This window comes from Streptomyces sp. NPDC015139 (genome assembly GCF_043079785.1).
Classification (GTDB): Bacteria; Actinomycetota; Actinomycetes; order Streptomycetales; family Streptomycetaceae; genus Streptomyces; species Streptomyces albidocamelliae.
In genome coordinates this window covers 169,539-183,512 of record NZ_JBIBUW010000014.1, presented here as the reverse complement: position 1 = coordinate 183,512, position 13,974 = coordinate 169,539, and the positions used below count along the sequence as shown (strand labels likewise).

13 protein-coding genes are annotated in these 13,974 nt (G+C 72.8%); 8 read left to right on the top strand and 5 right to left on the bottom strand.

The annotated features are described in order from the left end of the window. From ACF08B_RS31925 to ACF08B_RS31905, 5 genes are all read right to left on the bottom strand, one after another. Window positions 1-647: 2-oxoacid:ferredoxin oxidoreductase subunit beta (locus ACF08B_RS31925; RefSeq protein ID WP_392320577.1), on the bottom strand; the 647-nt coding region annotated here is incomplete at its 3' end. Beyond that, a complete protein-coding gene (locus tag ACF08B_RS31920; protein WP_392320576.1) occupies window positions 640-2,568 on the bottom strand; it encodes a 2-oxoacid:acceptor oxidoreductase subunit alpha in 1,929 nt (642 codons plus the stop codon). The genes ACF08B_RS31925 and ACF08B_RS31920, both read right to left, overlap by 8 nt. Window positions 2,569-2,851: 283 nt before the next feature. Next, entirely contained in the window at window positions 2,852-3,523 is a 672-nt protein-coding gene (locus ACF08B_RS31915) for a response regulator transcription factor (protein ID WP_093476937.1), read from the bottom strand. A 187-nt stretch (window positions 3,524-3,710) separates the two neighbouring features. Then, complete coding sequence (locus ACF08B_RS31910; protein WP_392320575.1) at window positions 3,711-5,054, bottom strand: sensor histidine kinase; 1,344 nt, start codon at window positions 5,052-5,054, stop codon at window positions 3,711-3,713. Window positions 5,055-5,317: 263 nt separating this feature from the next. Further along, the gene (locus tag ACF08B_RS31905) at window positions 5,318-6,535 is read right to left on the bottom strand and encodes a sensor histidine kinase (RefSeq protein ID WP_392320574.1); all 1,218 of its coding nucleotides are present in this window, start codon (window positions 6,533-6,535) and stop codon (window positions 5,318-5,320) included. Window positions 6,536-6,768: 233 nt separating this feature from the next. On the opposite strand from ACF08B_RS31905, the gene ACF08B_RS31900 reads away from it, so the two are divergent. From ACF08B_RS31900 to ACF08B_RS31865, 8 genes are read left to right on the top strand one after another with little or no spacing between them, the layout of a single operon-like run. After that, entirely contained in the window at window positions 6,769-7,188 is a 420-nt protein-coding gene (locus tag ACF08B_RS31900; protein ID WP_073901522.1) for an NADH-quinone oxidoreductase subunit A, read from the top strand. Continuing rightward, on the top strand, window positions 7,179-7,826 hold the full coding sequence (locus ACF08B_RS31895; protein WP_392320573.1) for an NADH-quinone oxidoreductase subunit B: 648 nt from the start codon (window positions 7,179-7,181) through the stop codon (window positions 7,824-7,826). Before ACF08B_RS31900 ends, ACF08B_RS31895 begins: the two co-directional genes overlap by 10 nt. Beyond that, window positions 7,823-9,460: an NADH-quinone oxidoreductase subunit C gene (locus ACF08B_RS31890; protein ID WP_392320572.1), complete on the top strand. Its 1,638-nt coding sequence runs from the start codon at window positions 7,823-7,825 to the stop codon at window positions 9,458-9,460. Before ACF08B_RS31895 ends, ACF08B_RS31890 begins: the two co-directional genes overlap by 4 nt. Further along, complete coding sequence (locus ACF08B_RS31885; protein ID WP_392320571.1) at window positions 9,457-10,425, top strand: NADH-quinone oxidoreductase subunit H; 969 nt, start codon at window positions 9,457-9,459, stop codon at window positions 10,423-10,425. Before ACF08B_RS31890 ends, ACF08B_RS31885 begins: the two co-directional genes overlap by 4 nt. After that, entirely contained in the window at window positions 10,426-10,977 is a 552-nt protein-coding gene (locus tag ACF08B_RS31880; protein WP_093476954.1) for an NADH-quinone oxidoreductase subunit I, read from the top strand. After that, a complete protein-coding gene (locus tag ACF08B_RS31875) occupies window positions 10,974-11,591 on the top strand; it encodes an NADH-quinone oxidoreductase subunit J (RefSeq protein WP_392320570.1) in 618 nt (205 codons plus the stop codon). Before ACF08B_RS31880 ends, ACF08B_RS31875 begins: the two co-directional genes overlap by 4 nt. After that, window positions 11,591-11,980, top strand: coding sequence for an NADH-quinone oxidoreductase subunit NuoK (nuoK, locus tag ACF08B_RS31870; RefSeq protein WP_093476957.1), 390 nt, complete (start codon window positions 11,591-11,593; stop codon window positions 11,978-11,980). Before ACF08B_RS31875 ends, nuoK begins: the two co-directional genes overlap by 1 nt. Then, window positions 11,977-13,971: an NADH-quinone oxidoreductase subunit L gene (locus ACF08B_RS31865; RefSeq protein ID WP_392320569.1), complete on the top strand. Its 1,995-nt coding sequence runs from the start codon at window positions 11,977-11,979 to the stop codon at window positions 13,969-13,971. Before nuoK ends, ACF08B_RS31865 begins: the two co-directional genes overlap by 4 nt. Window positions 13,972-13,974: the final 3 nt, after the last annotated feature.

Sequence of the window (13,974 nt, the reverse complement as noted above, 5' to 3'; positions counted from 1 at the left end):
CAGTTCTGGTAGATCTCGATCAGGGCGGTGCCCGGGTGGTCGGCGGCGGCGCGCAGGACCTCGGTGAGGTGCTTGCGGTCGGAGTCGATGGTGCGCGCGACGAACGACGCCTCCGCGCCGATGGCGAGGGACACCGGGTTGAACGGGGCGTCCAGGGATCCCATCGGTGTCGACTTGGTGATCTTGCCGACCTCGGAGGTGGGGGAGTACTGGCCCTTGGTGAGTCCGTAGATCCGGTTGTTGAACAGCAGGATCTTCAGGTTGACGTTGCGCCGCAGGGCGTGGATCAGGTGGTTGCCGCCGATCGACAGTGCGTCGCCGTCGCCGGTGACCACCCACACGCTCAGGTCCTGCCGGGAGGATGCGAGTCCGGTCGCGATGGCGGGGGCGCGGCCGTGGATGGAGTGCATCCCGTAGGTGTTCATGTAGTACGGGAAGCGGGACGAGCAGCCGATGCCGGAGACGAAGACGATGTTCTCCCTGGCCAGGCCCAGCTCGGGCATGAAGCCCTGCACGGCGGCGAGGATCGCGTAGTCACCGCAGCCCGGGCACCAGCGCACCTCCTGGTCCGACTTGAAGTCCTTCATCGACTGCTTCGCCTCGGCCTTGGGCACCAGCTGCAGCAGCCCGTTGGTGGCGTCAGTCATCGATGGCCTCCTTCAGCGCCGCGGCGAGCTGTTCCGCCTTGAACGGCATGCCGTTGACCTGGTTGTAGGAGTGGGCGTCGACCAGGTACTTCGCCCGGATCAGGGTGGCCAGCTGCCCCAGGTTCATCTCGGGGACGACCACCTTGTCGTACTGCTCGAGCACGTGTCCGAGGTTGCGCGGGAAGGGGTTGAGGTGGCGCAGGTGCGCCTGCGCGACCAAGTCGCCGGCCGCCCGCAGCCGCCGTACCGCCGCCGTGATCGGGCCGTAGGTCGAACCCCAGCCCAGGACCAGCGTCCTCGCGCCGTGCGGGTCGTCGACCTCCAGGTCCGGGACCTCGATGCCGTCGATCTTGGCCTGGCGGGTGCGGACCATGAAGTCGTGGTTGGCGGGGTCGTAGGAGATGTTGCCCGTGCCGTCCTGCTTCTCGATGCCGCCGATGCGGTGCTCAAGACCCGGCGTGCCGGGGACCGCCCACGGTCTGGCGAGGGTCTGCGGATCCCGCTTGTACGGCCAGAAGACCTCCGTGCCGTCCTCCAGCGTGTGGTTCGGACCGGACGCGAACCGCACCCGCAGGTCCGGCAGCTCCTCCAGGTCCGGGATCCGCCACGGCTCGGAGCCGTTGGCCAGGTAACCGTCGGACAGCAGCATCACCGGCGTGCGGTACGTCAGCGCGATCCGGGCCGCCTCCAGCGCCGCGTCGAAGCAGTCCGCCGGGGTCTTCGGCGCCACGATCGGCACCGGGGCCTCGCCGTTGCGGCCGAACATCGCCTGCAGCAGGTCCGCCTGCTCGGTCTTGGTCGGCAGACCCGTCGAGGGACCGCCGCGCTGGATGTCCACGACCAGCAGCGGCAGCTCCAGGGAGACGGCCAGGCCGATCGTCTCCGACTTCAGCGCCACACCGGGACCGGACGTCGTCGTCACCGCGAGGGAACCGCCGAACGCCGCCCCGAGCGCCGCGCCGATGCCCGCGATCTCGTCCTCCGCCTGGAAGGTCCGCACGCCGAAGTTCTTGTGCCTGGACAGCTCGTGCAGGATGTCCGAGGCCGGCGTGATCGGGTACGAACCCAGGAACAGCGGCAGGTCCGCCTGCCGGGAGGCGGCGACCAGACCGTAGGCCAGGGCCAGGTTCCCCGAGATGTTCCGGTACGTGCCCGTCGGGAACGCCCGGGTGGCCGGGGCGACCTCGTAGGAGACCGCGAAGTCCTCGGTGGTCTCGCCGAAGTTCCAGCCCGCCCGGAACGCCGCGATGTTCGCCTCGGCGATGTCCGGCTTCTTCGCGAACTTCGACCTCAGGAACTTCTCGGTGCCCTCGGTGGGCCGGTGGTACATCCACGACAGCAGGCCCAGCGCGAACATGTTCTTGCTGCGCTCGGCCTCCTTGCGGGACAGGCTGAACTCCTTCAGCGCCTCGACCGTGAGCGTGGTCAGCGGCACCGGGTGGAGGCTGTAGCCGTCGAGCGACCCGTCCTCCAGCGGCGAGTTCTCGTACCCCACCTTCTGCAGGGCCCGCTTGCTGAACTCGTCCGTGTTCACGATGATCTCGGCGCCGCGCGGCAGATCGCCGATGTTCGCCTTCAGGGCGGCCGGGTTCATCGCGACCAGCACGTTCGGCGCGTCACCCGGGGTCAGGATGTCGTGGTCGGCGAAGTGGAGCTGGAACGAGGAGACGCCCGGCAGGGTGCCGGCGGGGGCGCGGATCTCGGCCGGGAAGTTCGGCAGGGTGGAGAGGTCGTTCCCGAAGGACGCCGTCTCCGAGGTGAAACGGTCCCCGGTGAGCTGCATACCGTCACCCGAGTCCCCGGCGAACCGGATGATCACCCGGTCCAGGCGCCGCACGTCCTTGGCTCCGCCCGGTTTGCGCTGCTCTCCCACGACGGTTCCGTCGGTGTGCTCCGCTGGGCTGCTGACCTGGCTGGTCACTGAACTGGACCTCCTTCGAGGCGGCTGTCCGGGGTGTGGTCGTCCCACGGACCATCCCAGGATCAACCCTACGTCGGTCAGGGTCGCCTTCCCGGTGGCATCCGTGGAACGGATCACATTTCGAGACGGCCTGTCGCACCGGGTCCCCATGATGTCCCGCGCAGTCCGGGCACCGGCCGAGGCGCTCCCCGCGGGTCCCGCGGATCCCTCCTTCCGCTCCCGTCCGGGTACCCCGTTCGCCGGGGTGCCCGGAGGGGCGGGCGACGCGCCGCGGGCACGTCCGTCACGAGTTCAGATAGGTGAGAACGGCCAGAACTCGACGGTGGTCGCCGTCGCTCGGGGCGAGGCCGAGCTTCAGGAAGATGTTGCTGACGTGCTTCTCCACGGCGCCGTCGCTGACCACCAGCTGCCGGGCGATCGCCGAGTTCGTGCGCCCCTCGGCCATCAGTCCGAGCACCTCGCGCTCGCGCGGGGTCAGTCCGGCCAGCACGTCCTGCTTGCGGCTGCGGCCGAGCAGCTGCGCGACCACCTCCGGGTCCAGCGCCGTACCGCCCTCGGCGACCCGCACCACCGCGTCGACGAACTCCCGCACCTCGGCGACCCGGTCCTTGAGCAGATAGCCCACACCGCGGCTGGATCCGGCCAGCAGTTCGGTGGCGTAGCGCTCCTCCACGTACTGCGACAGCACCAGCACCCCGAGCCCGGGGTGCGCCTTGCGCAGCGCCACGGCCGCCCGCACGCCCTCGTCGGTGTGGGTCGGCGGCATCCGCACGTCCGCCACCACCACGTCGGGCAGCTCGCCCTGCGCGTCCAGGTCGGCGATGGTCTTCACCAGCGCGTCCGCGTCCCCGACACCGGCCACCACGTCGTGCCCGCGGTCGGTCAGCAGCCGGGTCAGCCCCTCCCTGAGCAGCACCGAGTCCTCGGCGATGACCACCCGCACCCTGTCCTCCATGATCTTCCGGCCCCCCGAGCCCGATCCCGCGACGACGTCCGTGCCGGACGCGCGTCCGTACGAAGGTCCAGCATTCCAGCATTCGGGCCGCACCGCCGCCGCGCTCCGGCGATGCGAGCGGGAGGGAGGCGGTGCCGGTCTCCGGGCTCACGGCCGGGGCTCGGGGGCTTCGCGGAGGTACGAGCCGTCAGGCGGTCGTCCGCCAGGGCAGTTCGGCGATCACGCGGGTCGGGCCGCCGGCCGGCGAGTCGACCAGGAGGACGCCGTCCACCGCGTCCAGCCGGCCGGCGAGCCCGGCCAGACCCGAGCCGCGGGAGACGTCCGCGCCGCCCACGCCGTCATCGATCACCTGGAGCATCAGCCGGTCCTCCGAGCGCCACACGTCCACCGACGCGGACCGGGCCCGGCTGTGCTTGCTGATGTTCTGCAGCAGCTCGGAGACGGTGAAGTAGGCGATGCCCTCGATGGCCGGGACCGGCCGGGCGGGCAGGTCGACCTCGACCCGCACCGGCACCGCGCAGCGGGAGGCGACCGCGGACAGGGCCGCGTCCAGGCCGCGGTCGGTCAGCACGGCGGGATGGATGCCCCGGGCGAGATCGCGCAGCTCCTGCAGGGCCGTCTTCACCTCGCCGTGCGCCTCGTCCACCATGCGCGCCGCCGCCTGCGGGTCCTCCCGGAGCTTCTCCTTCGCCAGTCCCAGATCCATGGCCAGGCCGACCAGCCGGGCCTGCGCCCCGTCGTGCAGGTCCCGCTCGATGCGCCGCAGATCGGCGGCGGCCGTGTCGACCACGACCCCGCGGTCCGACTCCAGCTCCACCACCCGCGCCGACAGCCGCGACGGCCCGAGCAGCCCCCGGACGAGCAGCCCGTCCACGGTCGTCAGGGCCCGTACGAGCCACGGCGTGGCCAGCGTGAAGAGCAGCCCGACCAGGCAGGTCACGGTGATCTCGAAGGGGTTGTCGAGATAGACGCTGTGGTGGTCGTCGCCGTAGAGCTGCACACCGCCGGTGCCGGCGTACGCCGGGAACACCCAGAACCACAGCGGATAGCTCAGCAGCGTCCAGCCGACCGTCCAGAAGCTCACCGCCACCGAGAACGCGAACACCGCCCACGGGAACTGCACCACCGCGTACAGCAGGTGCCGCCAGGAGCTGCCGCTCTTGAGGACCGCGCCCATCCAGGCCAGGGCGCCCGGCTTGGTCGTCCGCAACGGTTCCGGGTCGGCCACGTCCACGCCCAGCAGCGCGCGTGCCCGCGCCCGCTCCAGGACGCCGAAGCCCCGGCAGCCGGCGAGCGCGGCGGCCAGCACCGGGATGCCGAGGAAGGTCACCAGCAGTCCCGCCCCGAGCGGCACCATCGCCACCGCCCAGGTGAACAGGACGATGGAGACCGGCAGGCTCAGCAGGACATGGCCGAACTCGCGCAGGGTGCGTGCCTCGAACGGCGCCCGCAGCGCCGCGGGCAGCCGGTGACCGGTGCCGGCGGGCCGGTCGTGCCCTCGCCCGCACCGCTGTCCGTACTCCGTGGCCATCGAATGTCGTTCCGTTCTCCTCGTCCGGGCGGCCGCTTCGGCCGTGTCTCCAGAGTCGTGCGCGCCGCCGCGCGGAGCCATGAAGGCCGTCGGCGTCTTGGACCGGGGGTTTTCCCCACCCCCTGGGGCGCGGCGCGGGCGGACGAGCCACGCCGGGAGACGACCGCGGGGCCGTACGGCTGCTCCGTACGGCCCCGGGCCCGGCGTGCGTGCGACCCGCGCGCGGGACGCGCGGCTACGCCACCCGCGCGCGGGACGCGCGGCTACGCCTTCCGGTCCCGCCACGGCAGCTCCGCGGTGACCACCGTCGGGCCGCCGTCCGGCGAGTCGACGACGAACAGGCCGTCCACCGCGCCCAGCCGCTCCGCCAGCCCCCGCATACCGCTGCCGCCGTCGAGCCGCGCGCCGCCCCGGCCGTCGTCCTGGACCTGGATGAGCAGCCGGTCCGCCGACCGCCACACGTCCACCGAGGCGGAACGCGCCCCGCTGTGCTTGCTGACGTTCTGCAGCAGCTCGGAGACCGTGAAGTAGGCGATGCCCTCGATGGCCTCGGCGGGACGGGCGGGCAGGTCCGCGGTCACCTTCACCGGCACGGTGCAGCGGGAGGCGACCGACGACAGCGCCGCGTCCAGGCCCCGGTCCGTGAGCACCGCCGGATGGATGCCCCGGGCCAGGTCGCGCAGCTCCTGGAGGGCCAGCTTCACCTCGCCGTGCGCCTCGTCCACCATCGCCGCGGCGGCGTCGGGGTCCTCCAGCAGCTTCTCCTTGGCCAGCCCGAGCCCCATCGCCAGGTTGACCAGCCGGGCCTGCGCGCCGTCGTGCAGATCCCGTTCGATCCGGCGCAGATCCGCCGCAGCCGTGTCGACCACGACCCCGCGGTCGGACTCCAGTTCGGCGATACGGCGTTCCAGCTCGTCCGAGGGCGACAGCAGCCCCCGCACCATCGCCCGGTCGACGTTCGTCAGCCCCCGCGCCAGGTACGGCAGCACCGGCCACAGCACGAACAGCGACACCAGCACGGTGCAGAAGGTGAGGATGCCCCAGGGCAGCCGGATGGCGTCGTACAGCAGGGTCCGCCAGCCCACCGGGTCCTTCAGCGCCATCCACAGCCGTGGCACCGGCCCCCCGCTCCGGGCGAGCGGCAGCGGCGTCGGCTCCTCCACCCGCACCCCGAGCAGTTTCCGGGCCCGGGCCCGCTCCAGCTTGCCCAGCTGCCGGGCGCCCAGCAGGGCGAGCGCGAGCAGCGGCAGGCCGATGACCGTCAGCGTGAGCGCGCCCCCGGTGGCCAGCGCCGTGACGGCGTAGACGAAGCCGAACACCGCCACCGGCAGGTTCAGCAGGAGATGCGCGATCTCCTTCCAGGTGTACGCGTCGTAGGCCGGCCGGAGCGGAGGCGGACGGTCGGCGCCGTCGGTCCGGTCGGGGCCGTCGGTCCGGCCGATGCCGTCGAGGCGGCCGGCGGCGGAGCTGGGAGCGGTCATACCGGTCAGCCTGCCGTGCCCGGCACCCCTCGCGCCATGCGGTACGCCGCCCTCCGCCGCCTGGGGAAAACCCCACCCCGGTCCCGGCCGGGGCGCCCGCACACGTCTCACGCCGTGACGGGCTGCTTACCGGTTCTTTATCAGGGCCTAGACTCCCGTGCGTACAGATCCTCGAATGATGTCGCATCACAGAGTTCACGAAGGTCACGAGGTCAGGGAGCGAGGGGCGGACCGTGCGGGAGACGTTGGGGGACTCGACGATCGCCACGGCGAACGTCGTCGCGGCCGGTTACTTCCGGTCCTATGCGGTGGTGGGACTGCTCGCCGTCGTCGGTGTGCTGTTCGTCGCGGTCGCCTTCGGCGCCGGCCGCCTGCTGCGCCCGGTCGTGCCGACCCCCGAGAAACTCCTGACCTACGAGTGCGGCGTCGACCCCGTCGGCGAGGGCTGGGCCCACACCCAGGTCCGCTACTACGTCTACGCGTTCCTCTACGTGATCTTCGCGGTCGACTCGATCTTCCTGTTCCCCTGGGCGACGGTCTTCGCCGCCCCCGGTTACGGCGCGACGACCCTCGTGGAGATGTTCATCTTCCTCGGCTTCCTCGCCGTGGGCCTGCTGTACGCATACAAGAAGGGCGTCCTGGCATGGACGTGAACCCCTCGGCCGCATCCGTACCCCCGGGGCCCGAGCCCGTCGCGCTGCCCGAGCCTGTCGCGCTGCCCGAGCCCAAGCGGCTCGGCACTCTGGCACGCCTCGCGCCCGAGCCGATGAAGGTGGTCCTCAACTGGGGCCGCCGCTACTCGCTCTGGGTCTTCAACTTCGGGCTCGCCTGCTGCGCGATCGAATTCATCGCCGCGTCGATGGCCCGCCACGACTTCATCCGGCTCGGCGTCATCCCCTTCGCCCCGGGACCCCGCCAGGCCGACCTGATGATCGTCTCCGGCACGGTCACCGACAAGATGGCCCCGGCCGTCAAGCGTCTGTACGAGCAGATGCCCGAGCCGAAGTACGTCATCTCCTTCGGCGCCTGCTCCAACTGCGGCGGCCCGTACTGGGACTCCTACTCCGTCACCAAGGGCGTCGACCAGATCATCCCGGTGGACGTCTACGTCCCCGGCTGCCCGCCGCGCCCCGAGGCACTGCTCCAGGGCATCCTCAAGCTCCAGGAGAAGATCGCCCGCGAGTCGCTGGACGAGCGGTACGGCACCGGTTCCGCCCGGCCGTCCGCGGCCGCCCTGCAGAGCGGCCTGGTGAAGCCCCCGGCCCCGGCCGCCGAGGGGGACGCCCGATGAGCACGGTCGGCTGGCTGCCCGCCCCTGCGGAGGAACTCTTCGGCACGGACGCCGCGGCCGAGGAGTCGTACGGCGTCCTCACCGTGGACGTACCGCCGTCCTCCTGGCTCACCGCCCTGGAGACGGCCCGTACGACCCTGTCCTGCACCTACTTCGACTGGCTGAGCGCGGTCGACGAGCCCGGCACCGGTTTCCGCGTCTCCGCCCACGTCGTCGCGCTGGACCCGGTCCGCCGGCTCCTGGTCCGCACGACCGTGCCGCACGAGGCACCGGCGCTCCCCTCGGCCGTCGGCGTCTACGCGGGCGCCGCCTGGCACGAGCGCGAGACCCACGAGATGTTCGGCGTCGACTTCGCCGACCACCCGGGCCTGGAGCACCTGCTGCTCCCCGAGAACTTCGAGGGCCACCCGCTCCGCAAGGACTTCGTCCTCGCCGCCCGGGTCGCCAAGGCCTGGCCCGGGGCGAAGGAGCCGGGCGAGTCCGACCACGGCGGCCCCAAGCGCCGTCAGATGCTTCCCCCGGGCGTCCCCGACCCGAACGAGTGGGGCCCGCTCAAGGGCCAACTGCCCCCGGCCCCCGCCCGCCCGGCCCGAGGAGCGGCGCGCGCGGCGGGCGCGGCGGGCGAGCGCCCGGCCCGCGCGGCGGCCGGCGACCGTCCGGTACGGCGCACCCGCACGGCGGCGCAGGGATCCGCGAGCCAGACCGAGGAGACCGGAGCGGTGGCCGGCCCGGCCGAAGCCGCGGGGACCACGGAGTCCTCCGGGGCCGCCGGAGCGCCGCGAGGTGCCGGAGCCGCTGCCCGTCCGCGCCGGATGCGGAGCGCGAGCGAGGGCTCGGCGAGCCAGTCGGCGCCGCCGGCCGAGACCGCGACGCCGGGCGGGAGCACGGCTCCGGCCGGGGACGCGGCACCTGCCGGGGACGCGGCGACGCGGAAGGAGGCCGCGGCCGAGGGCGACGCCACACCGGCGGCGGCGTCCGGACCGGCCGCGGAGGCCTCGGTGGCGCACGAGCCGGGCACGGCTCCGGCACCGTCCCGCCCGCGCCACGCCCGCAGCGCCTCCGAGGGCTCGACGTCCCAGCGCACCGAAGCCGTCGGCGCGGAGCCGACGGAGAAGACGGGGCCGACCGGGCCCGCGGAGCCGGGGACCCCCGCGACTCCCGCCCGCAGGGCCGCCGCGCCGCGCAGCGCGGACGCCCCCTGGCACCACGCCCGCCCGGCGTTCGACGAGCCGGAGTCCGAGCCGCAGCCGCAGGAGAAGCAGGCCGAGCGTGCCGAGACCGCGGCACCCGCGAGCCCGGAGCCCGAATCCGCGGCCCCCGAATCCCCGGCTACCGAACCCCCGGCCGCCGGGAGCCCGGCACCGAAGGGCCCCGCACCCGAGAGCCCGGAACCCGAGAGCCCGGCACCGGGGGCGCCCGCTTCCGAGGGCCACGGAAGCCCGGCTCCCGAAAGCCCGGCCCCGGAAACCCCGGCCCCGGAAACCCCGGCCCCCGAAACCCCGGCCTCCGAAAGCCCCGAGCCCGGCAAGCGCACCCCCGAGGACTCCGGGCCGCAGGACCCCCACGACCCTGCTCCTCAAGAACCCGCCCCCCAGGACCGCACCCCTGACGACCCCACAGGAGGCCCGCAGTGAACGACGTGCTGGACGTCGCCCTGCGACTCCTGATCGTGTTCGTCGTCTTCCTCACCTTCCCGCTGATCGTCGGCCAGACCGAGCACAAGGTGATGGCGCACATGCAGGGCCGGCTCGGCCCGATGTACGCGGGCGGCTTCCACGGCTGGGCCCAGCTCATCGCCGACGGCGTGAAGTTCGCGCAGAAGGAGGACGTGGTGCCGGCCGGCGCCGACCGGCGCGTCTTCCAGCTCGCCCCCGCCGTCGCCCTGCTGCCCTACCTCCTCGTCCTGCTCGCCATCCCGATCGGTCCGAGCGAGGGCGCCGTCGGCCAGGTCCTCGACGCGGGCGTGTTCTTCGTGCTCGCGGTGATGGGCGTCGGCGTGCTCGGCTCGCTCATGGCCGGCTGGGCCAGCGCGAACAAGTTCTCCCTGCTCGGCGGGCTGCGCACGGCCGCCCAGCTGCTCGCGTACGAGCTCCCGATGCTGCTGGCGGCGGCCTCCGTCGCCATGGCCGCGGGCACCGTCTCGATCCCCGGCATCCTGCACGGTTTCCACTGGTGGTGGGTGCCCTGGCAGCTCGTCGGCGCGGTCGTCTTCTTCGTCGCCGGACTCGCCGAACTCCAGCGTCCGCCCTTCGACATGCCCGTCGCCGACTCGGAGATCATCTTCGGCGCGTACACCGAGTACACCGGTCTGCGCTTCGCCCTGTTCCTGCTCGCCGAGTACGCCGGCATCGTCGTCCTGTGCGGCCTGACCACCGTCCTCTTCCTGGGCGGCTGGCACGGCCCGTGGGGCACCGACGGCCTGGGCTGGGTGTGGACCCTGCTGAAGACCGCGATCCTCGCGTTCGTCGTCATCTGGCTCCGCGTCACCTACCCCCGGCTGCGCGAGGACCAGCTCCAGAAGCTCTCCTGGACCCTCCTAGTCCCCCTCTCCCTCGCCCAGATCGCCCTCACCGGCATCGTCAAGGTGGTGATCTCCTAGATGGCCCCGATCCCCGGCTCCGGCCTCGCCAAGGGCCTGGCCGTCACCCTCCGCACGATGACCAGGAAGACGGTCACCGAGCAGTACCCGGACGTCCAGCCCGAACTCCCGCCCCGCACCCGCGGCGTGATCGGCCTGTTCGAGGAGAACTGCACGGTCTGCATGCTCTGCGCCCGCGAGTGCCCCGACTGGTGCATCTACATCGACTCCCACAAGGAGACGGTCCCGCCCGCCGCCCCCGGCGGCCGCGAGCGCAGCCGGAACGTCCTCGACCGGTTCGCCATCGACTTCTCCCTGTGCATGTACTGCGGTATCTGCATCGAGGTGTGTCCTTTCGACGCGCTGTTCTGGTCCCCGGAGTTCGAGTACGCCGAGACCGACATCCGCGACCTCACCCACGAGCGGGACAAGCTCCGCGAGTGGATGTGGACGGTCCCGGCCCCGCCCGCCCTGGACCCCGGCGCGGAGGAACCCAAGGAGATCGCGGCCGCCCGCAAGACCGCCGAGAAGCTGGCCGCCACGCAGGCCGAACCGGGGGAGGGCACGTCATGAACCACGCAGCAGCCGTGAGCCTCGCGGCGGCCCCGCCCGGCTTCCTGTCGCCGACCGGCGTCGAGATCGCCTTCCTCCTCGTCGGCCTCGTCACCCTCGGCGCCGCACTGATCACCGTCACCACCCGGCAGCTGGTCCACGCGGCCCTCTGGCTCGTGGTCGCCCTCGGCGGCCTCGCCGTGGAGTACCTGCTGCTCACGGCCGAGTTCATCGCCTGGGTGCAGGTCCTGATCTACGTCGGCTCCGTCGTCGTCCTCCTGCTGTTCGGTCTGATGCTCACCAGGGCACCCATCGGCCACTCCCCGGACGCCGACTCCGGCAACCGCTGGGCCGCCCTCGCCGTCGCGATCGCCGCCGCGGCCGCCCTGGTGTGGGTGGTCGTCGACGCGTTCCGCGCCACCTGGATCGACCTGGACGGGCCGGCCGCCGGCACCACCCGCGTCACCGGCGAAAGCCTCTTCCAGCACTGGGTCCTGCCCTTCGAGGCCCTGTCCGTGCTGCTCCTCGCGGCCCTGGTCGGCGCGATCGTCCTGTCCCGCAAGGCGAAGGCGGACGCGAGCGCCGCACCCGAGGCCACCGCGGACACCCCGGCCGAGAAGGAAGGCGCCCGCTGATGCACCTCGCCTATCCCGCCGTACTCTCCGCCCTCCTCTTCTGCACCGGCCTCTACGGCGTCCTCGCCCGCCGCAACGCGATCCTGGTCCTGATGTCGGTCGAGCTGATGCTCAACGCCGTCAACCTCAACCTGGTCGCCTTCGACGTCTGGCTCAGCCGCGTCGCCAAGGAGACCCTGCACTCCGGCCAGGCGCTGACCCTGTTCACGATCGCCATCGCCGCCGCCGAGATCGGCATCGGCCTGGCGATCGTGCTCGCCGTCCACCGCAACCGCGGCACCTCCGACATCGACAAGCTCCGCGACACCGCCGAGGGCCCAGAGACCGGCGGCCCCGAGATCGCGGGCCCCGGCTCCTCCGCGGCCGAGAAGGCTGAGGCCACCGCGTGACCACGACCACCCTCGCCGTCCTCGTCCCCCTCCTGCCGTTCCTCGGCGCCGCGGCCGGCCTGCTGATGGGCCGCACGGCACCCGGTTTCGTCCGCCCGCTCGCCGTGCTGCCACCTCTCGCGGCGCTCGCGCTGGCCGCGCTGGTCGCCGCCCGGCAGGCCGGCGGGCCCGCCATCGAGGCCTACACCGAGCTGACCCCCACCGGCTCCGTGCCGATCGACCTGGCCCTCGACGTCGACGGCTTCGCCGCGCTCGTCGCCGTCCTCGTCGCCTTCGTCGCGACCTGCGTGCAGATCTACTCGACGGGCTACCTGCGCGACGACCCGCGCTACCCCTCGTACGCGGCCCTCGTCTCCCTGTTCACCTCCGCGATGCTCCTGGTCGTCTACTCCGGTGACCTGATCGTGCTGCTGGTCGGCTGGGAAGTCATGGGCATCTGCTCCTACTTCCTGGTCGGCCACTACTGGGAGACCCCCGAGGCCCGCGCCGCCTCGCTGAAGGCCTTCCTCGTCACCAAGCTCGGTGACGTGCCGTTCCTCATCGGCCTGTTCGCCCTCGGCACCGACGCCGGGTCCTTCCGCATCACCCGGGTCCTCGGCACCGTCGCGAGCGGCGGCCTCGACCACCCGACCGTGATCGCGCTGCTGCTCCTCGCCGGCGTGGCGGGCAAGTCGGCGCAGTTCCCGCTGCACACCTGGCTGCCGGACGCGATGGCCGGCCCGACACCCGTCTCGGCGCTCATCCACGCCGCCACGATGGTCGCCGCCGGCGTCTACTTCGTCGCCCGTCTCCTCCCCGTCTTCGAGGCCTCCTCGGCCGCGATGACGGTCCTCGCCGTCATGGCCGCCGTCACGATGGCCGGCTCCGGTCTCGCCGCGCTCGCCCAGGACGACATCAAGCGCGTCCTCGCCTACTCGACGATCGGCCAGCTCGGCTACATGACCGGCGCCCTCGCCGTCGGCGACCGCGGCGCCGCCGTCTTCCACCTCCTGTCCCACGGCGCCTTCAAGGCGCTGCTGTTCCTCGCGGCCGGCGTGATCATCCACGCGGCCGGCACCAACTCGCTGGCCGCCATGTCCCGCATGCACGGCCTGCGCGACCGCGTCCCGGACGCCTTCTGGACGATGACCGTGGCGCTGCTCGCGCTCGCCGCGATCCCGCCGTTCAGCGGCTTCTTCTCCAAGGAGTCCGTCCTCGGTGCCGCCGAGCACGCCGCCGGCGGCCACGCCGCGCACGTGCCCGGCGCCGCCGGCTGGATCGTCCTCGTCGCCGGCCTGCTGGCCGCCCTGCTCACCGCCGCCTACGCCACCCGGCTGTGGCTGCTGGCGTTCCGCGGCAAGGGCGCCGAGGCCCCCGACCACGGCCGCCAGCCGCTGACGATGACCGTCGTGCTCTGGGTCCTCACCGTCCCCTCCCTGGCCTTCGGCGGGCTCGCCTACCGCTCGCTGCCCGGCTGGTTCGACGGCCGCGACCTGACCCCGACCCTCCTCACCTCGATCCTCGGCACGGGCCTCGCCGTCGTCGGCGGGCTGCTCACCTACGGCGCCTGGCAGCGGACCACCGTGCTCGCCGCCCGCACCCCGCTCGGCGCGGTCGCCGCCCACCCCGAGGCCGACGCCGGACTGGTCGAGGCCGAGGCCATCGCCACCCACGAACCGGCCTACGGCGACATCGCCTACGCACCCGACCCGGCGGACCCGGCACGACTGCTGCTCGGCCCGCTGCGCCGGCCCGCGGCCGCCGGCTTCCACCTGGACGCCGTGTACTCGGCCCTGTTCGTCCGCCCGGTCCAGGCCGGCGCGAGTCTCGTCCGGTTCCTCGACCGCGAGGTCGTCGACACCTACGTACGCGGCGCGGCCGCCCTGCCCCGGCTGCTCGGGGCCGCCGTACGGCGGGCGCAGACCGGCAATGTGCAGACCTATGTGAGCGCGCTGCTCGCCGGCACCGTCGTCCTGGCGGTCGCCGTCGTCCTCGTCGCCACGGGAGCGTGAGCA